Annotated in this window: 19 protein-coding genes; all 19 read left to right on the top strand. The window is 34.5% G+C overall.

Annotation, left to right across the window (positions count from 1 at the left end; genetic code table 11):
• Positions 1–27 precede the first annotated feature (27 nt).
• The 19 genes from flgL to fliT all read left to right on the top strand — a co-directional run bounded on the left by flgL (position 28) and on the right by fliT (position 18,137).
• Entirely contained in the window at positions 28–948 is a 921-nt protein-coding gene (flgL, locus tag ACIQZA_RS24120; protein WP_402884424.1) for a flagellar hook-associated protein FlgL, read from the top strand.
• A 110-nt stretch (positions 949–1,058) separates the two neighbouring features.
• Positions 1,059–1,622, top strand: a complete 564-nt coding sequence (locus ACIQZA_RS24115) for a DUF6470 family protein (protein WP_402884422.1) — start codon at positions 1,059–1,061, stop codon at positions 1,620–1,622.
• Positions 1,623–1,638: 16 nt separating this feature from the next.
• Positions 1,639–2,082: a flagellar assembly protein FliW gene (gene fliW, locus ACIQZA_RS24110; RefSeq protein ID WP_402884421.1), complete on the top strand. Its 444-nt coding sequence runs from the start codon at positions 1,639–1,641 to the stop codon at positions 2,080–2,082.
• Positions 2,082–2,300: a carbon storage regulator CsrA gene (csrA, locus tag ACIQZA_RS24105; protein ID WP_323657245.1), complete on the top strand. Its 219-nt coding sequence runs from the start codon at positions 2,082–2,084 to the stop codon at positions 2,298–2,300. The genes fliW and csrA overlap by 1 nt, the downstream gene beginning before the upstream one ends.
• A 199-nt stretch (positions 2,301–2,499) precedes the next feature.
• Positions 2,500–3,312 carry a flagellin N-terminal helical domain-containing protein gene (locus ACIQZA_RS24100; protein ID WP_402884419.1) on the top strand — a complete coding sequence of 271 codons (813 nt, stop codon included), beginning with the start codon at positions 2,500–2,502 and terminating at the stop codon, positions 3,310–3,312.
• A gap of 99 nt (positions 3,313–3,411) precedes the next feature.
• Positions 3,412–5,109, top strand: a complete 1,698-nt coding sequence (locus ACIQZA_RS24095; RefSeq protein ID WP_402884417.1) for a motility associated factor glycosyltransferase family protein — start codon at positions 3,412–3,414, stop codon at positions 5,107–5,109.
• Between the two features lie 2 nt (positions 5,110–5,111).
• Positions 5,112–5,453 carry a DUF8042 domain-containing protein gene (locus ACIQZA_RS24090; protein ID WP_142509123.1) on the top strand — a complete coding sequence of 114 codons (342 nt, stop codon included), beginning with the start codon at positions 5,112–5,114 and terminating at the stop codon, positions 5,451–5,453.
• A 1-nt stretch (position 5,454) separates the two neighbouring features.
• Positions 5,455–6,654 carry a motility associated factor glycosyltransferase family protein gene (locus ACIQZA_RS24085; protein ID WP_402884416.1) on the top strand — a complete coding sequence of 400 codons (1,200 nt, stop codon included), beginning with the start codon at positions 5,455–5,457 and terminating at the stop codon, positions 6,652–6,654.
• Positions 6,655–6,685: 31 nt separating this feature from the next.
• Positions 6,686–7,687, top strand: a complete 1,002-nt coding sequence (locus tag ACIQZA_RS24080) for an NAD-dependent 4,6-dehydratase LegB (protein WP_402884438.1) — start codon at positions 6,686–6,688, stop codon at positions 7,685–7,687.
• A complete protein-coding gene (locus tag ACIQZA_RS24075; protein WP_402884414.1) occupies positions 7,684–8,844 on the top strand; it encodes a LegC family aminotransferase in 1,161 nt (386 codons plus the stop codon). The genes ACIQZA_RS24080 and ACIQZA_RS24075 overlap by 4 nt, the downstream gene beginning before the upstream one ends.
• Positions 8,841–9,968 carry a UDP-N-acetylglucosamine 2-epimerase gene (gene neuC / locus ACIQZA_RS24070; protein ID WP_402884412.1) on the top strand — a complete coding sequence of 376 codons (1,128 nt, stop codon included), beginning with the start codon at positions 8,841–8,843 and terminating at the stop codon, positions 9,966–9,968. Before ACIQZA_RS24075 ends, neuC begins: the two co-directional genes overlap by 4 nt.
• A complete protein-coding gene (neuB, locus tag ACIQZA_RS24065; RefSeq protein ID WP_402884410.1) occupies positions 9,965–11,044 on the top strand; it encodes an N-acetylneuraminate synthase in 1,080 nt (359 codons plus the stop codon). Before neuC ends, neuB begins: the two co-directional genes overlap by 4 nt.
• A complete protein-coding gene (locus tag ACIQZA_RS24060; RefSeq protein WP_402884409.1) occupies positions 11,037–11,660 on the top strand; it encodes an acetyltransferase in 624 nt (207 codons plus the stop codon). Before neuB ends, ACIQZA_RS24060 begins: the two co-directional genes overlap by 8 nt.
• A 4-nt stretch (positions 11,661–11,664) precedes the next feature.
• Positions 11,665–12,717: a nucleotidyltransferase family protein gene (locus tag ACIQZA_RS24055; protein ID WP_402884407.1), complete on the top strand. Its 1,053-nt coding sequence runs from the start codon at positions 11,665–11,667 to the stop codon at positions 12,715–12,717.
• A complete protein-coding gene (locus ACIQZA_RS24050; RefSeq protein WP_402884406.1) occupies positions 12,707–13,387 on the top strand; it encodes an acylneuraminate cytidylyltransferase family protein in 681 nt (226 codons plus the stop codon). Before ACIQZA_RS24055 ends, ACIQZA_RS24050 begins: the two co-directional genes overlap by 11 nt.
• Positions 13,388–13,438: 51 nt before the next feature.
• Positions 13,439–14,662, top strand: a complete 1,224-nt coding sequence (gene fliB / locus ACIQZA_RS24045) for a flagellin lysine-N-methylase (protein WP_402884405.1) — start codon at positions 13,439–13,441, stop codon at positions 14,660–14,662.
• 320 nt (positions 14,663–14,982) lie between these two features.
• Positions 14,983–15,372, top strand: a complete 390-nt coding sequence (locus tag ACIQZA_RS24040; protein ID WP_402884403.1) for a flagellar protein FlaG — start codon at positions 14,983–14,985, stop codon at positions 15,370–15,372.
• Between the two features lie 25 nt (positions 15,373–15,397).
• The gene (gene fliD / locus ACIQZA_RS24035; protein WP_402884401.1) at positions 15,398–17,731 is read left to right on the top strand and encodes a flagellar filament capping protein FliD; all 2,334 of its coding nucleotides are present in this window, start codon (positions 15,398–15,400) and stop codon (positions 17,729–17,731) included.
• 46 nt (positions 17,732–17,777) lie between these two features.
• On the top strand, positions 17,778–18,137 hold the full coding sequence (gene fliT, locus ACIQZA_RS24030) for a flagellar protein FliT (RefSeq protein WP_402884399.1): 360 nt from the start codon (positions 17,778–17,780) through the stop codon (positions 18,135–18,137).
• Positions 18,138–18,219 lie beyond the last annotated feature (82 nt).

The raw sequence follows: 18,219 nt of genomic DNA, 5'->3' as shown, positions 1-18,219 counted from the left end.
GCCACTTAACTGAGAGGAGATAAATTTATGCGCGTTACACAATCAATGCTATCGAATAATATGCTACGCAATTTAAACACAAGCTACAGTAAAATGTCTAAATATCAAAATATGTTGGACTCAGGTAAAGTAATTACTAGACCATCCGATGATCCAGTTGTAGCAGTAAAGGGAATGGGCTATCGTATAGATCTTGATAAAAGCCAACAATACCAACGTAATCTACGTGAAGCAAATACATGGCTAGATACAACAGACGAAGCGCTTGATCAAGTAGGCGGAGCATTAAAACGTGTAAAGGAACTTATTGTACAAGCTGCTAGCGATACAAATACCGCTGATGATCGTCAAAAGATCAATGCAGAAATGCAACAGATTAAGGAACAATTGCGTGATATCGCTAATACAAAAGTGGGCGAAAACTATATCTTTTCAGGCACGCACACAAACCAACCCCTTTATACGGATAAAACAGGTCCGCAAAACCCAGCAATTTCTACTGGGGGAAATAAGTCGATTGAAATCAACGTTTTTGATGGTATCTCGATGAATATTAATACTCAGGGTGCTGATTTATTTGAGAATATTGATGGGTTTATGACGCACGTAACAACACTTTTAGAAACTGGTGCAACAGGTCCGGAGATTGGCAATGCACTCGGTTTAGAAGTCACAAATGGTGCTAATAAAATTCCTGGATTAGATGGTATTTATGAAAATGCATTGACTGTAAGAGCAGATGTCGGCGCTCGTCAAAATCGTGTAGAGATGATGGGAAATCGACTAAGCCTTCAAGAAATTAATGTAACGAAACAACTTTCTAAAAATGAAGACACAGACTATGCGAAGACGATTACAGATATGGTTACACAGGAATCTATTCACCAAGCTGCTCTATCGGTAGGAGCAAAAATCATTCAGCAAACCTTAGTAGATTTTATCCGATAAAATCTACAAGGTTCTGCCCCGAAAGCGAAGCGGCAGGGGTAAACTTTATAATGAATAACAGAGCGTTTGAACAATATGTTCAGGCGCTTTTATTGAAAGGAGAATTGTAAATGCGATTTCCACAAATTCAAATTCAAACAACCGATGCAAAAATAGAACTTGAAATTAGCAAGCCTCAGCAGCAAATTGAACAGCCAAGAGCTACTCTATCTATTGAACAACCAGCTGCTATCTTGGAGATTCATACAACTAAAGGTGTTTTACAAATCGACTCTTCTCAAGCAAGACGAGATATAGGGATGATTAGTCCTTTGGAGTCAAGTGCGAATTATGCGGAAGAAGGTAAACAAGGGGCACTTGACGGGATGGCACGTAGAGCAAGAGAAGGCCGTCAATTAATGGAGAATGCAGGGAAAGGACAGGGGCGAGCGACAATTCAAAATATCTCAAAACAAAATCATGGTCCTCATCGTGTGCCATTCAACATTAAATTTGTGCCTTCTGTAGGCTCTGTTAAAATCGACTATACACCAGGTACTACAGACATCAATATTGAGAAAAGAGATCCAATAATTGACGCAAAGGTGAATAAACCCATACATGACTACACACCTGGTAAAGTAACTAGTACAATGGTACAAAGACCAGATGTTAACATCGACGTAATTATCTAAAGGAGCGCATAAAAGAATGAAAATAGCTACTAAATTTTTAGGTGAAATCGAAATTGTAGAACAAGATATTCTGACATTTGAGCAAGGCTTATTAGGTTTGGAAGAATACAAAAAATTTGTGTTACTACCTATAGACGCAAACCTGCCATTAGTATTACTTCAATCAGTTAATCAAATGGAAATTGGTTTTGTCATAGCGTATCCATTTGCCTTCAAAAAAGATTATAGCTTTGATATTAGTGAAGATGATCGTGAGCAACTACAAATTGAAAAAGAAGAGAATGTTCTTACATACACTATTGTTACAATGAAAGAAACTTTAGAGAATTCTACTATTAATTTGTTAGCACCTATCATAATTAACATGGATAAAAAACTTGGTAAACAAATTGTCCTCCAAGATAATAAATCCTATCCGTTACGCTACCCAATGCAAACATTGGAAGGAAGTGCGAAATAATGCTAGTCCTTTCACGTAAAAAAGATGAATCTATTATGATAGGTGACCAAATTGAAATTAAAATATTAGCAGTGGATGGCGAACAAATTAAAATTGGTATTGTTGCACCAAAAACAGTAAAAGTACATCGATACGAGGTTTTTGAAGCTATCCAGGCACAAAATAAGGAAGCTTTATCAGCATCATCAAGCTTCTTAGAACAGCTAAAGAAAAAATAAAAAATATGTACTTTAGCTATATATTTAAACAAGTAATTTATTACATAAAAAAATAAAAAAAATTTTAAAAAACTATTAAACATTTCCAACTAATTACGATATATAGATTGTAAGGGGCAGGAAGTACATACATACTACCTAATCCGTATTCCACACGGATGTGGAATAACAAAAACAAACATTCAAGGAGGAATTCCAAATGAGAATTCAACACAACATTTCAGCTTTAAACACACACCGTAACCTTTCTTTCAACAACACTGAAGCTTCTAAAAACTTAGAGAAATTATCTTCAGGTTACAAAATCAACCGTGCTGGCGATGACGCTGCTGGTTTAGCTATCTCTGAAAAAATGCGTGGACAAATCCGTGGTCTTGACATGGCGACTAAAAACGCTCAAGATTCAGTATCTTTAATCCAAACTGCTGAGGGAGCTCTTAACGAAACACACTCTATTCTACAACGTATGCGTGAATTAGCAGTACAATCTTCTAATGATACAAACGTTTCTACGGATCGTGATGCGCTTCAAAAAGAGGTAGATGCATTAACTTCTGAGATTACTCGTATTTCAACGGATACAGAGTTCAATACTCAAAAATTATTAAACAGTAGCTTTAAAGGAAAAGTATTCCACATTGGTGCAAACAAAGACCAAAATATTTCATTAACTATTAAAGACATGGGTGCTAAAGGTATTGGTGTAAGTGGAGTTAAGATTGATAAACAATCTACAGCTAACAAAGCTATCTCGACTATTAACAAAGCTTTAGAAACAGTATCTACACAACGTTCTGCTCTTGGTGCGGTACAAAACCGTTTAGAGCATACAATCAACAACTTAGGTGCTACTTCTGAAAACTTAACAGCTGCTGAATCACGTATTCGTGATACAGATATGGCTAAAGAGATGATGGGCTTCACTAAGAACAATATCTTAATGCAAGCTGCTCAATCTATGTTAGCTCAATCTAATCAACAACCTCAAGGCGTTCTACAATTATTACGATAAGACTTAATTTCTTTAGAAGGCTCTCTCCGAATATTGAGAGAGCCTTCTTTATTTTTTTCAAAGAATGCCGATATACAAAATGAGGTGGTAGATGTATATATGGAATTATTAAAAATTAAAAGTATAACTGCAAAAGATGGCAATGAAACGTTTGAAGTGAATGGTTATTTATTGCATAGTAAATATAATCCTAATCGAGAAGCAGAAAGTTTGATAAAGAAAGAGATTAATAAAAATTACGTAAATGTTATTTTGGGATTTGGAAGAGGATACCTTGCTGATGCACTAGTAAAAGAAGAAATAAGTAATGACAAAATATTATTTATTGAACCTATTACTGCTTTTGAAAGATTTGATACTAAACAATATGATATTGTTTTTGGGGATAATTTAGATACAATACAAGAAGCAATTGAAGGAAAGCTCCGTTTTTTTAGTAGAAAGATTAATGTAATTTGTGCACCTAACTATGATAAAATTTTCCATTCTTTATATGTGAATGTTTTGAAAAAGGTAAAAGACATCCAGAATTTAAATATTGTTTACAATAATACAATTAAGGATTTAAGTGTTACATGGCAGGAAAATAGTATTCGTAATATGTTACCAACATATATTAATGGATCTTTAAATGTATTAGAGAAATATTACAATTGCCCAGTAATAGTGGCATCTGGAGGACCGTCATTAACTAAACAATTAAATTTACTGAAGGAAATTAGAAAAAATGTTGTATTAATTGCGGCTGGTTCAACTGTAAATACCTTGATAACACATAATATTGAACCTGATTACATCATAACAATTGATGGGTCTGAAATAAATTATGATTCTCACTTTAAAGATTTAAAAGTTAAGTCAGCTGAGCTAATGTATGCTTCAACTAGTCATTATAAAATACAACAAAATTTTAAAAATAGACAATATGCTTTTTTAGATACTAGGGAAAATAAGTATAAGGAGCATGTGAATAAGACACTGGGAATTGACTTGCCTAATATTTTAGGAGGTGGCTCGGTAGCAAATTTTGCATTAAGTATCGCTCGTTACCTATCTACAGGACCAATAGCCTTAATAGGACAGGATTTAGCTTATACTGAAGGTAAGACTCATGCAGAGGGTAATAAGAATTTAAAAGCAGCTGATACAACGTTTCTAACTTTTCAAGGAGCATTTGAAATAGAAGGATATTATGGCGAAAAGGTAATGACGGACTATTCGTTATTTTCTATGAAAGAAAGTTTTGAGGAAATAATGAGGCAGATTGAAGACCCTAATACAATTTTTAATTGTACAGAGGGTGGCTTGAAGATAATGAATATACAGCAAAAATCCTTTGAACAGTTCTGTCATCAATTTGTAGATAGAAATAGCAAAGTGAAACTATATAATTTAAATGAGAACAAAAAAGATTTGGCTATATATATAAGTTCTGCAAGAGAGGAGATTAGAATATATAGAAATATTAATTTGGAGTTAAAGTTAGCTCAACAGGCATTAGAAAAAAATACTTTATCTACAGAATTTGCTCCTAGTATTTTAAAAACGTTAGATGATGTAGATATTAAGGTAGCAAAACTAATGAAAAAAGTAGTTATGGAGCGTATTAATGATCCTATTACGTTAGATGTTATGACTAATTATGAGGCTCAAGGCGAAGAAACTCCAGAACAAAAATACCAACGTGTTTATGAACAGAATAAAGAGCTATATGACAGACTAAGCAAGGCTACTGAACAATCTATTCAGTATACACTAGATGCAATTAGAGAAGCGGAAGAGCTTAAGGGGGAGTAAAAATGGAGTTTAATGAACTTATCGAAAGTTATAATGACTATGTTAAGAAGATACCAGGTGGGGCTATATATATTGCTAACTACTTACGTGAGGACAAACTAAATGATGCTTTAATAGCGATTAAAGCTTTTTCAGAAGGTGTACTTTGGCTTTCGCAAGCATGTGACCTATTAGTAAAAAACGGTGCTGAAGTAGCATTAAATATTGAGCAAATACAAGAGTTTTTAATAGAGGTAAACGATGGTTTAGAAAAGCAAGATTACGTATTAGTTGCCGATATGTTTGAATATGAAATCGCTCCTTTTTTTGAAGAAGTTGTTCGCGCAAAAGGTACGGTACAATAAATTGCAATGGCTAGTAGAACGAGCGAAAAATGCAGAACCTACATTACAGTTAAATGGGGTCTTTATCTATAGCAAGTACCGACCAAAAGAAGATGCTTTACGCTGGATAAATGCCGAGATTAATGCAGAGGCAAAAAGTTACTTATTAATTGGTTTGGGTTTAGGATATCATTTAAAGGCACTTATTAGCCAAAGTAAAAATAAACCCGTGACGGTATATTATTTTGATAAACATGAATATGAATTGTTTTTAGCTCATAACAGTGATTATTGGTGGAAAAAGGAAAATGTACATATAGTTCATGATTTAAGTCAAAAAGAACTTCATGATAATGTTCAGATTTTACTTCCAAATGTCTGGATTAAAGGGATTGGTCAAAGTCATCCCTTATTTTCAATTTTAGAAGTGATAAAAATAAACCAACTTTCTCTTAAAAGAGATTCAAGTAAAATGGAAGAAAATTTTTACTACAACACTATTTTAGATGACGACATCATTCAAGTAAAAAAACAGAGTAGAATTGGTTGTTTAGTTGCAGCGGGACCATCGCTGAACGATACAATACTATGGTTAAAGAAGTATCAACAACAAGTGGATATTTATGTTGTAGGGGCGGCATTAAAAAAATTATTGGCAAATGGAATTATACCAAAAGGTGCGATTTTATCTGATGCTAATGATGAGACTATACTCCAGTTTCAAGATTTAAATTTTGAAGGTGAGTTGTATTATTTATGTACTGCAAACTATAAAAGCGTAGCTCTACATTGTAGTAAACGGTATATACTTTTCCAACAAGGATATAAATTAGCTGAGGAAGAGGCTGAAAAGCGAAATGCACCGCTAATTGAAACAGGGGGATCTGTAGGGACCGCAGCCTTTAGCTTACTTGAGTATTTAGAATATGATACTGTAGTTTTATTTGGTCAAGATTTGGGATTCTCGGGTGATCAAACGCATGCAACAGATTCTACATCAGGGAGAAATGCTTCTAATGATACTTTTTTAAGAAGTATAAAAGCAAATGATGGAAGCAATATTCATACAACGGCAATGTTTCAAGTATTTTGGTATTGGTATAATCAAAAAATGGAAAAAACAAAAGTAAAAGTATTTAACACGGCTATAAAAGGAGCCAAGATCAAGAATGTTCCTTTGATAAGTGAAGAGAAATTTGCAGAATTAATAGCAAAAAAATGAATAATTATTTAGAAGAAGAGGGATAAGTGTGATGCAAAAAAAGATTTTGGTAACCGGAGCAGATGGCTTCATAGGCTCACATTTAACAGAAACATTAGTACGACAAGGTTATGATGTTCGTGCATTTGTTTATTATAATTCATTTAATTCATGGGGCTGGTTAGACCAGTCTTCACCGGAAATTAAATCATCATTGGATGTGTTTTCGGGGGATATTCGTGATCCATATGGTGTAAAAGAAGCTATGAAGGGCTGTTCTCATGTCCTTAATTTAGCAGCTTTAATTGCAATTCCGTATTCCTATCATTCTCCAGCAACTTATGTAGATACGAATGTGACAGGGACATTAAATGTTGTACAAGCAGCGAAAGAGTTAGGTGTAGAAAAGGTGGTACACACTTCTACAAGTGAAGTATATGGGACAGCATTATATGTACCAATCAATGAAGAGCATCCATTACAAGGGCAATCACCTTATTCTGCATCAAAAATAGGTGCTGATCAAATGGCTTTGTCATTTTATCGCTCATTTGATACACCTGTATCTATTATTCGTCCATTTAATACATATGGACCACGACAATCTGCCCGCGCGGTTATACCGACGATTATAAGTCAGTTGGCAAGTGGCAAAACGAACATTAAGCTAGGAGCAATAAGCCCTACACGTGATTTTAACTATGTAAAAGATACAGTTAACGGTTTTATCTCTGTAATGGAATCTGCTAATTCAATTGGTGAAGTCATTAATATTGGTTCAAATTATGAGGTTTCAATTGGTGAAACTGCACAAATGATTGCAGATATTATGGGTGTAGATTTAACTATCGAAACAGATGAAAAACGTTTCCGTCCTGAAAAAAGTGAAGTCGAACGCCTTTGGGCAGAGAATAAAAAGGCGAAGGAACTACTTGGGTGGGAGCCACAATATGGTGGCAAAGAAGGCTTCCGTCGAGGTCTTGAAGAAACAATAGAATGGTTTACAAATCCTAAGAACTTATCTCAATATAAGGCAGATGTTTATAATATATGAGTACTCAATGGTTGGAATTTGCAGATAATGTAAAACGGTTTTATGGAAAAGAGTTTGTGCCTTTACATGAGCCCACATTCAATGATAAAGAAGTTGAATATGTGACGGATTGTGTAAAATCAGGTTGGGTGTCCTCAGTGGGAGCTTATGTTAATCGTTTTGAGGAGGACTTAGCTAAATTTGTCGGTGTTAAGCGTGCAGTTGCTGTTGTAAATGGTACAGCTGCACTGCATATTGCATTAAAGGTTGCAGGCGTAAAGGCAGAAGACGAAGTTTTAATGCCTTCACTTACTTTTATTGCAACAGCCAATGCTGTGTCATATTTAGGTGCAGTTCCACACTTTATAGATGTTTCCTTTACTACTTTAGGTGTTGATGCAGATAACTTAATAATTTACTTAGAGCAAATTGGAAAACTACAAAACAATCAGCTTTATAATAGAGAAACAGGAAGACGTATTTCAGCACTTGTACCGATGCATACATTTGGTCATGCAGCTGACATAGAGGGTTTACTTAAAGTATGTGAGATGTATAATTTGATTCTTGTTGAAGATGCAGCTGAGTCATTAGGTACATATTATAATGGAAAACATACAGGTAACTTTGGAAAAGTAAGTGCAATGAGCTTTAACGGCAATAAAATAATGACGACTGGCGGTGGCGGCGCGATTGTGACAAATGATGATGCATTAGCTGACTATGCAAAACATTTAACAACAACTGCTAAAGTTCCGCATCGATGGAAATATGAGCACGATGAAATCGGATTTAATTACCGAATGCCGAATTTAAACGCTGCGTTAGGCTGTGCACAATTAGAAAAGATGCCGATGTTTATCCAACAAAAGCGCGAGTTAACAAAGCTGTATGAGCAATGGTTGGTTAATTTAGATGGTGTTCATTTATTTAAAGAGCCTGCAAATACTAGAAGTAATTATTGGCTACAAACTATGCTACTTGACGAGCGATTTAATCGTGATGAGGTGTTGGGCTTTTTAAATGAGCAAGGTGTAATGAGTCGCCCTATTTGGACGCCGATGCACCACTTAGCAATATATCAAAACTGTCCAAAATCAGATTTAAGTGTGACAGAACAGTTAAATAAATGTGTTGTCAATATTCCTAGCACACCAATAAGTGAGGGGTCACGATGAAACGTAAAATTTGTATTGTGACTGGTACTAGAGCAGAGTACGGTTTATTATCAAATCTTGCCAAGCAACTTCAAAAAGATAAAGAATTTGATTTACAAATGGTTGTAACGGGAATGCATTTATCTCCAGAGTTTGGAAGCACATATAAAGAAATTGAAAATGATGGTTTTTTGATTGATGAAAAAATAGAAATTCTTTTATCTGCGGATTCTTCCACTGGCATCGTGAAGTCGATAGGACTTGCCACAATTAGTTTTGCCGATGCACTTAACCGTTTACAACCAGATTTAATTATCATTTTAGGTGATCGTTTTGAAATGTTAGCAGTTGCTCAAACAGCGCTTATTATGCAAATACCTATTGCACATATACATGGGGGTGAATGTACTTTTGGTGCGTATGATGATGCTATTCGTCATACCATTACAAAAATGGCTACTTGGCATTTTACAAGTACAGAATCCCATCGTAAACGTGTTATTCAATTAGGCGAATCTCCAGAACGTGTCTATAATGTCGGTGCTCTCGGAATAGAAAATATTGCGAATATGAACCTCCTGAGGCGAGATGAACTATTTCAAAAACTTGGGCTTGATGAGCAACGACCTATGTTTTTAATAACATATCATCCTGAGACGAATGGTCATATAAATGGGATACACGAATTGTTAAAGGCATTGGAGAATTACCCCAACATTAATCTGGTGTTTACTAAATCGAATGCTGATAATGGAGGAAGGATGATTAATGAATCTATTCAACAATTCATATTAAATCATAGTAACGCTAAAATATTTGATTCACTTGGTCATTTAAAGTATTTAAGTGCGGTGAAGAATGCAGACGTTGTTATTGGAAATTCTTCTAGTGGGTTAATTGAAGTTCCTTATTTAGAGACACCTACTGTTAATTGTGGAAACCGTCAGGAAGGGCGTGAGCATCCCAACTCGGTATTTAATACAAAAATGGATACTGAAAATATACGTAATACTATTGAAAAAGCAAGGAAATTTAGCGATAAGTATGAACATATATTTGGTGATGGAATAGTATCTGAAAAAATAATTACAATATTACGCAGTTTACCTTCATTTTCTATTCAAAAGGGGTTTTATGATTTATGAAGAATAAAACATATATCATCGCTGAAGCAGGTGTCAATCATAATGGTTCATTGAAAATGGCAAAAGAGCTTGTGATGGTTGCAAAAGAAGCTGGGGCTGACGCGGTAAAATTTCAAACATTTAAAGCAGAAAATCTAGTTACAAAGCAGGCACAGCAAGCAGCATATCAAGTTGAAAATTTGAAAGAAGCAACATCTCAATTTGCAATGTTAAAAAAGCTAGAATTAACTTACGAGGAATTTATTGAGTTGCAGTCATTTTGTCAAACAGAGCAAATTGAATTTCTATCGACACCTTTTGACTTTGAAAGTGTCGATTTTTTACTAGATGAAATTGAGATTGCAACGGTTAAAATTCCTTCAGGAGAATTAACGAATGCACCATTCATTCATTATATTGCAACGAAACAAAAACCAATTATCTTATCCACTGGAATGGCAACTATCGAAGAGATTCACGAGGCATTAGCATTTATAGCCTATGGTTTAGTGAAATCTAAGGAACCTGTTACGATAGAGCGAGTATATAGTTTTTATGCTACTGAAGAAGCGAAAGCAGCGTTACAAAAATTCGTAACACTTTTACATTGTACCACACAATATCCAGCGCCAATGGATTCCATTAATTTAAAAGCAATGCGTGAAATGAAAAAAGTCTTTCAGTTACCTATTGGATTATCAGATCATTCTGAAGGAATCCATATCCCGCTTGCAGCAGTAGGTATAGGTGCAACTGTAATAGAAAAGCATTTTACATTAGATAAAACGTTAGAAGGACCGGATCATGTGGCCTCATTAAATCCAGATGAACTTAAGTCAATGATAATAGGAATTAGAGAAGTAGAACAGGCATTAGGAGATGGCATAAAAAATCCAACACCTATAGAACTACAAAATCGTATTCCTGCACGGAAAAGCTTAGTTGCTAAAAATCCGATACAAGCAGGTGAAGTATTCTCTGTTAGCAATTTGACTGTAAAAAGACCTGGAGATGGTATTCAACCTTCTAAATATTGGTCTTTCATCGGTGAAATTGCTTCAAAATCATATGAAGAGGATGAGCTAATAGATGAATAGACCAATTATTATTATTGGGAATGGGGGGCATGCCTCAGTAATAACAGAAATTTTACTTGCACAGAAGCAAACGATTATCGGATTTACTGCACCGACTATAGAAGAGAATGATTTTGATTTAACTTACTTAGGACCTGATGAGGTAATAGAAGATCATAATCCATCTGACATTGAACTAGTACTTGCTATAGGGGCTGTTAAGCCGTCACCATTAAGAGAAAAAATATTTAATGCATTTACGCAAAGAAAGTATCGTTTTAAATCTGTAATCCATCCTTCAGCCATTATTGCTCCTTCCGTTCAATTAGGACAAGGAGTTCAAATAATGGCTGGTACTATTATTCAAACGAATACAACAATTGCCGATAATAGTATTATAAACACTGGTGCGTTAATTGACCATGATTGTCAAATAGGTTCCCATATACATATTGCGCCAGGCACTAAAATATCTGGCAGTGTTAATATACAAAAAGGAACACATGTCGGAACAGGTGCAACGATTATTCAAGGCATTCATATAGGATCAAATTGTTTAATTGGTGCAGGAGCAGTAGTGATTAGTAATATTGCAAATGGCATAAAAGCAGTTGGCGTACCTGCAAAGGAAGTGTAATTCTATGAAGCAATGGCAAAAAACATTAGTTAATCAAAATCATACTTTACTAGATACAATGAAAATCATTGATGATTCTTCTTTGCAATTTGCAGTAGTCGTAGATGAAGAACAACATTTACTTGGGACTGTAACAGATGGAGATATTCGTCGTGGCATTTTGCGAGGTGAGGGTCTCGATGTAACAATTACATCAATCATGAACAAAAATCCGATAAGTGCAATAAAAGGTCAAAAATACCATAAATATAAGCAATTAATGAAATCTAAAATGCTTAAGCAGTTACCTATAGTCGATGATAATAATAGAATTATTAATATACTTTTTGCGGATAATATTGAAACTTCATTAAATAAAAACACGGTTGTATTAATGCTTGGTGGATTAGGTACAAGGTTGCGACCATTAACAAACGACACACCAAAGCCAATGCTTAGAGTAGGGAATAAACCTATTTTAGAAACAATAATAGAAGGTTTTAAGCAATATGGCTATACTGACTTTATTTTTTCTGTGAATTACAAAAAAGAAGTTATTCAGGACTATTTTCAAAATGGAGAAGCTTTCGAGGTAACTATTGAATATATTGAGGAAGACAAGAAAATGGGAACTGCTGGAGCACTTTCGTTACTAAAAAATAGACCAACGAAACCATTTTTTGTGATGAACGGGGATTTGCTAACACAAATTAATTTTGACCAACTTATGCAATTCCATATGGAGCATGAGTCTGTTGCAACAATGTGTGTAAGAGAATATGAATATCAAATCCCATATGGTGTTATTGAAACTGATGGTACAGATTTGGTGACAATAAGAGAAAAGCCAATTCATCGTAGTTTTGTAAATGCGGGAATTTATGTATTAAATCCTGATGTGCTTGACCATATTCCACAGGATAAGTTTTATGATATGCCGTCTTTGTTTGAGAGTTTGATTAAAAAAAATGGTAAAACATCTGTATTTCCTATTAGAGAATATTGGTTAGATATTGGACAAATGGATGATTTTAACAGAGCGAATAATGAGTTTAAGGAGCTTTTAAATGAAGCCTAAAGTTTTAGCAATTATCCCTGCACGTGGAGGTTCAAAAGGTGTACCACGGAAAAACATCAAAGAATTGGCGGGAAAACCACTAATTGCATGGACAATTGAAGAAGCAAAAAAATCAAAATATATTGATAGAATAATTGTTTCGTCAGAGGATAAAGAAATCTTGCAGGTGGCCCAAAAGTTTGGTGCAGATGTTCCATTTGTACGACCTGCCAATTTAGCAGAAGATACGACAGCTGGGATTGAGCCGGTTCTACATGCTTTAGAGCATTTTTCTGACTACGAATATGTTGTTATGTTACAGCCAACATCTCCCCTGCGCTTAGTTGAAGATATAGATGGATGTATAGAACAGCTTTTACAAGAAAATGGGGAGTTCTGCGTTAGTGTATGTGAGGTAGGGCAATCGCCTTATTGGATGTACACATTAGATAGTTCTGCTAAAATGCAACCATTGTTGAAACAACAGACGTTGATAACGAGACGTCAGGATTTGCCGAAAGTATATACGTTAAATGGGGCAATATATCTTGCGAATATTGATCTTTTAAAAAAAACGAGAAACTTTATAACAGAAGAGACTATAGCATATGTTATGCCAGTCGAGAGATCGTACGATATTGATACAGAAGAAGATTTTAAGATATGTGAATACCTTTATACGAATCTCTAATAAAAACTATTTAATTTATAATAAGAGAAATTAGGATGTGTAAATATAAATATGAGACCGATTTTAATTCCAGATTACTTTGAAGAGTTTAGTTGTATTGGTGGTGCTTGTGAAGATACTTGTTGTGCTGGGTGGAATATTACGGTAGATAAAAGGACTTATCAAAACTATCGTAAAGTAAAACATCCAGAAATAAGAGAGAAGTTACAACGTTATGTGAAGCGTAACCGAAGTCAACAGGACGATTCGAGTTACGCAAAATTAATTTTAGATGAGAATAAGAATTGTCATATGATGTTAGAGGATGGGCTATGTGGTATTCATAAAGAATTGGGAGAACAGTTTTTATGTAATACTTGTGCTACTTATCCAAGACAATTTACTAAAGTAGGTTCTTTTGTTGAAAAAAGTTTAACTTTATCTTGCCCTGAGGCAGCAAGAGTTGCTCTCTTGCGTGAAGAAGGTTTAGGGTTTATTGAGACAGAGGAGCCCAAAGATACTCGTGGATTAATGAGTAATGAACTTAATTTGGAGAAGCATCCACTATTTTGGGATTTCAGAGTTTTTACTATCCAGCTGATGCAAAATCGTAAACAATCTATTGAAATCCGATTAATAATTTTAGGTCTATTTATTCAGAAAATTGAGCGATTAAAATTAAGTGACTTAGAGCAACAGCTACCTACAATTATGGAAGATTATTTAAACCGCTTAGATAACGAAGAATTCATTGAATCATTAAAAAATATTGAAGGGAACTTAAATTTTCAGTTAAATTTAGCTAGAGACTTAATACGTTATCGCATGTCTGCTGGTGGAGTGTCATCGGAAAAGTATTTAGCGATTCTACATCAATTATTAGATGGATTACTATTAGACGAAAATGACAATAAAGAAGTGCAGGACATGGATCAATCAATTGCTAAATACCAACAGAGCTATCTAGAATTGTATGAACCATTTATGAAAAAGCAAGGCTATATGCTTGAAAATTATGTTGTCAATTATATATTTAAAAACCTATTTCCATATGATTATAATACAATGTTCGAGAGTTATATGATGCTTGTTATTCATTTTACACTCATTAAATTACATATGATTGGTATGGCCTCAAAGCAGCAAAAATTAACTCAAGACATGGTAATTGAATGTATACAACAACTTGCAAAAGCAATTGAACATAATTCTTCTTATTTACAAGGCGTTCGTAAGGGTATGGAGGACTCTGGTTATACTACAATGGGACATATGTTTGTGATGATTAGTAATTAATTATAGTTAGTTGTGGCAACGTAGGATAAAACCCGGATTAGATATAAAAAAATTTTTAAAAACACTTTTATGGAAGTCCATAACGGCCTTCCTGCAAAAAAAATTGGGAATAAAATCCTCTGGAATTAAACACTGGTACACTCGTTTGCCGTAATAATGAGTTATTTATCTTCTTCTCAATTTTTTATCCCAAGAACTCCATTATAAATATGAGAATTTCAGTTTTTATTGATGATTTGTGGAAAAACTGAAATTCTTTTTAATTTGTCCGATATTATTTTTAGTAACGCCTGTAAGAAATTCAAGGGGGATGTGGAAACATGCGTATATCAGAAAATACAAATATGGATGCAAAGGCGATAATCCAAACTGGTACTAAAAATAAACCAGTAGTCGAGGGAGGAACCAATCAAGGAAGTGAAGTTACTATAAAAATATCTACATCTAAAGTTGAACAAGTCCAATTACTTGAAAATGCTGAGGAAACTAAAGCTAAAGTTCAACAAGCTGTAAATACAATGAACCAAATGTTAGAAGTTACACACAGCGCAGCGAAGTTTGTATATCATGAAGGGTTAGAACGATATTATGTGACGGTGGTTGACCAAAATACCGAGGAGGTAGTAAAAGAAATACCTCCCAAAAAGCTATTGGACGCATTTTATGAAATGCAGAAAATGCTTGGTGTGATTGTAGACAAGAAAATATAAAAACATTAATGAGGAGGAAAAGAGTATGGTAACAAGAATTGGCGGTTTAGCGTCTGGTATGGATATTGATTCACTTGTAGAGAAATTAATGAAGGCAGAACGTATGCCTTTGAATAAAACGTTTCAACAAAAACAATTATTAGAATGGAAACGTGATGCATATCGTAATGTTAATGCAAAGTTAAAAACATTCGATACTTTCTTATTAGATAAAATGATTCTTTCAGGAAAAATGAATCAAAAAACTGCAACGTCATCAAATGAAAATTTAGTATCCGTAAAGGCTACTTCAGGAGCAACTGGTAATATTACAATTGGTGGTGTATCACAATTAGCTTCAGCAGCTCAAGCTGTAGGTAATCAAACTGAATATACCGGTGACTCAAAGTTAAGTGAGCTAAATTTGAATGTAAATTCTATTTCTATCCAATCAATTGGTAAGGATGGTAGATTAACAACAGAGGCAACAAAAGTTAATTTTACTAACGATATGACAATTAATGATTTAGTAAAGACAATTAACGGTACTGGTGCGGGTGTTACTGCTTTATTTGAAGGTGGAAAATTGTCCCTAACTGCTAAAAATACAGGTAGTGAAAAAGGTGGACAAGGTGAAATTATTGTTACAGGTGGATTGGAAGTATTTAACAAATTAGGATTCGCATCAACTGATGGTAAATTAGCTAGCAATGGTAAAAATGCTATGTTTGAAGTGAATGGTATTCAAACAGAACGTTCATCTAATACTTTCACAATTTCAGGTTATGAAATGACATTAAAACAGACTTTTAATGCTGGTGACGTTGCTTTAAAGCAATATGAGGCTGCAAAATTAGAGCTTAAAAATGCACAAGATGCTATGGTAGGACCAAATGGGCTTACTCAAAAGTACATTGATGGTGCGAATCGTTACTTTGGGACATCTTTTTCTACGATAGATGAATTGAAAAATGCTACATTACCTCCTAGCGCATTTAAGACAGATTTTGATACTGCATACAATGGTAAATTTGCTTCAACTTTAACTGAGCAGGAGCAATCGGTTTATAAAGATTTTGCTGATAAAAATCGTATTGCGAAGTTAAGTGATGATGATATTGATACTATTAAAAATAATGATTTTGATACATTAAGAGCGATGAGCCAGTTCAGCGTTTATAGTGATGCAGATTTAAATAGAATGAAAGATAATGCAGATAGCCTTGAGAATTTCCGTAACCAGGCGAATAATGAAGCAGATGAAAGACTTTATAAGGGAACTAATAAAAATTTACTTACAAATGATGAGGCAATTACGTTTTTAAATAGCATGAACGGTAAGACAACAGAAGAAATTAAAACTGCTATAAATAATCTTGCTGATGGCTCTTTAAAAACAATGCTGAAAGATACAGATGTAGAACAATTGCAGTTCCTTTCGCAGGATTCAACTAGACTAACTGAATTTAAGGATATTGCGGCAAAGCAAGTTACTTATGAAAAAGAAAAAGCGAGTTATGATAGTGTAAAAAGCAACTATGAAGCTGGCTTGCAACGTGAAAAAGATGCGGAACAAGCTTATGCTAATGCTGAAGAAGTAAAGAACAATACTCCAACAGGTGGTACGACAGCAGCCCCTGTCACAATGCAAGCTACTTCTGATACAAAGGCTGCGAAGGAACAAATCACGGAGTTTGTTGAAAAATATAACGAAATGATTGATGAGTTTAATAAACAGCTAAAAGAAAGTAAATATCGTGATTATGCACCACTAACAGCTGAGCAACGTAAAGATATGAGTGAAAATGAGCAAAAGCTTTGGGATGAAAAAGCGAAGAGTGGTTTATTGCGAAGTGATTCAATTATTCGAGATGGTATGGCAAAAATGCGCGAGACATTTATGGGTAGCGTTGCAGGCCTTGGCGATAAATTCATGGATTCATTAGCTGAAATTGGGATTACTACTTCAAAAGATATGAAAAATAGTGGTAAGCTTGTTATTAATGAAGGAAAACTAGATGCTGCATTAGAAAAAGATCCAGATCAAGTGTTTAAAATGTTCTCACAAACGGGTGATGTCACTGTAAAAGAACAAATAGTGAATGGAAAAACAGTAAAAGTTACAGAAGATAGTCGTGGGATTGCATGGCGTTTACGCGATGAGATGAAAAAAATGACAACCCAAATTGAGAAACAAGCAGGAAGAGATGGAGCTGTTAACAATACATTTAGTTTGGGTAGGGCAATTAACGAATCAGATACGCGTATGACGAAATTACAAGCTAAACTAAGAGATGTCGAAGCTCGTTATTGGAAACAATTTGCAGCTATGGAGCAAGCAATCAATAAAGCAAACAAGCAATCAAGTTTGTTCTCATAAGGTTAAGGTTTTGGCTTGTTTCTAATTAGCAAAGTAGGAGAACATTATGCAATTAATAGATCAACTATTACAGGTATCAGCTAATTTATTTAAGCTATTGGGAGACAGCCCAAATGGTGAAGAGCGTGATGAATACATTGACAACATCAATAGCATGTTGGACAAACGTGGAACGATTATTGAAGTTTTGATTCAGGAAGGATTTCATTTCGATGAACAAAATCGCATACACGGTACGTTACTTGAATTAGATAACGGTATAAAAGAACGATTGGTTGCTGTCATGAACGCTGTAAAGCAGGATATGGCAAACTTACAAAAAACGAAAAAAAGTGAACAGCAATACTTCAATCCCTACTCGAATGTTCGTGTAATGGATGGGATGTATTATGACAAAAAGAATTAACATTATATCTCTATTTAGCGTGGCGGACGCCGCCGGCTAATGAAAGATAAAGCCCCGGCGGATATCATGGATTTTAAAAGAA

It is taken from the genome of Lysinibacillus sp. NPDC096382, from assembly GCF_044762845.1.
GTDB lineage: Bacteria > Bacillota > Bacilli > Bacillales_A > Planococcaceae > Lysinibacillus.
This window is presented reverse-complemented; position numbering and strand designations above follow the sequence as displayed.

What these genes read in the sequence shown, in the direction of transcription:
- fliW (WP_402884421.1), top strand. Translation starts at nt 1,639, where the DNA reads ATGAAAATAGCTACTAAATTTTTAGGTGAAATCGAAATTGTAGAACAA.
- ACIQZA_RS24060 (WP_402884409.1), top strand. Translation starts at nt 11,037, where the DNA reads ATGAATAGACCAATTATTATTATTGGGAATGGGGGGCATGCCTCAGTA.
- ACIQZA_RS24090 (WP_142509123.1), top strand. Translation starts at nt 5,112, where the DNA reads ATGGAGTTTAATGAACTTATCGAAAGTTATAATGACTATGTTAAGAAG.
- fliB (WP_402884405.1), top strand. Translation starts at nt 13,439, where the DNA reads ATGAGACCGATTTTAATTCCAGATTACTTTGAAGAGTTTAGTTGTATT.
- ACIQZA_RS24115 (WP_402884422.1), top strand. Translation starts at nt 1,059, where the DNA reads ATGCGATTTCCACAAATTCAAATTCAAACAACCGATGCAAAAATAGAA.
- neuC (WP_402884412.1), top strand. Translation starts at nt 8,841, where the DNA reads ATGAAACGTAAAATTTGTATTGTGACTGGTACTAGAGCAGAGTACGGT.
- ACIQZA_RS24040 (WP_402884403.1), top strand. Translation starts at nt 14,983, where the DNA reads ATGCGTATATCAGAAAATACAAATATGGATGCAAAGGCGATAATCCAA.
- flgL (WP_402884424.1), top strand. Translation starts at nt 28, where the DNA reads ATGCGCGTTACACAATCAATGCTATCGAATAATATGCTACGCAATTTA.
- ACIQZA_RS24055 (WP_402884407.1), top strand. Translation starts at nt 11,665, where the DNA reads ATGAAGCAATGGCAAAAAACATTAGTTAATCAAAATCATACTTTACTA.
- neuB (WP_402884410.1), top strand. Translation starts at nt 9,965, where the DNA reads ATGAAGAATAAAACATATATCATCGCTGAAGCAGGTGTCAATCATAAT.
- fliD (WP_402884401.1), top strand. Translation starts at nt 15,398, where the DNA reads ATGGTAACAAGAATTGGCGGTTTAGCGTCTGGTATGGATATTGATTCA.
- ACIQZA_RS24095 (WP_402884417.1), top strand. Translation starts at nt 3,412, where the DNA reads ATGGAATTATTAAAAATTAAAAGTATAACTGCAAAAGATGGCAATGAA.
- ACIQZA_RS24080 (WP_402884438.1), top strand. Translation starts at nt 6,686, where the DNA reads ATGCAAAAAAAGATTTTGGTAACCGGAGCAGATGGCTTCATAGGCTCA.
- fliT (WP_402884399.1), top strand. Translation starts at nt 17,778, where the DNA reads ATGCAATTAATAGATCAACTATTACAGGTATCAGCTAATTTATTTAAG.
- ACIQZA_RS24100 (WP_402884419.1), top strand. Translation starts at nt 2,500, where the DNA reads ATGAGAATTCAACACAACATTTCAGCTTTAAACACACACCGTAACCTT.
- ACIQZA_RS24075 (WP_402884414.1), top strand. Translation starts at nt 7,684, where the DNA reads ATGAGTACTCAATGGTTGGAATTTGCAGATAATGTAAAACGGTTTTAT.
- ACIQZA_RS24050 (WP_402884406.1), top strand. Translation starts at nt 12,707, where the DNA reads ATGAAGCCTAAAGTTTTAGCAATTATCCCTGCACGTGGAGGTTCAAAA.
- csrA (WP_323657245.1), top strand. Translation starts at nt 2,082, where the DNA reads ATGCTAGTCCTTTCACGTAAAAAAGATGAATCTATTATGATAGGTGAC.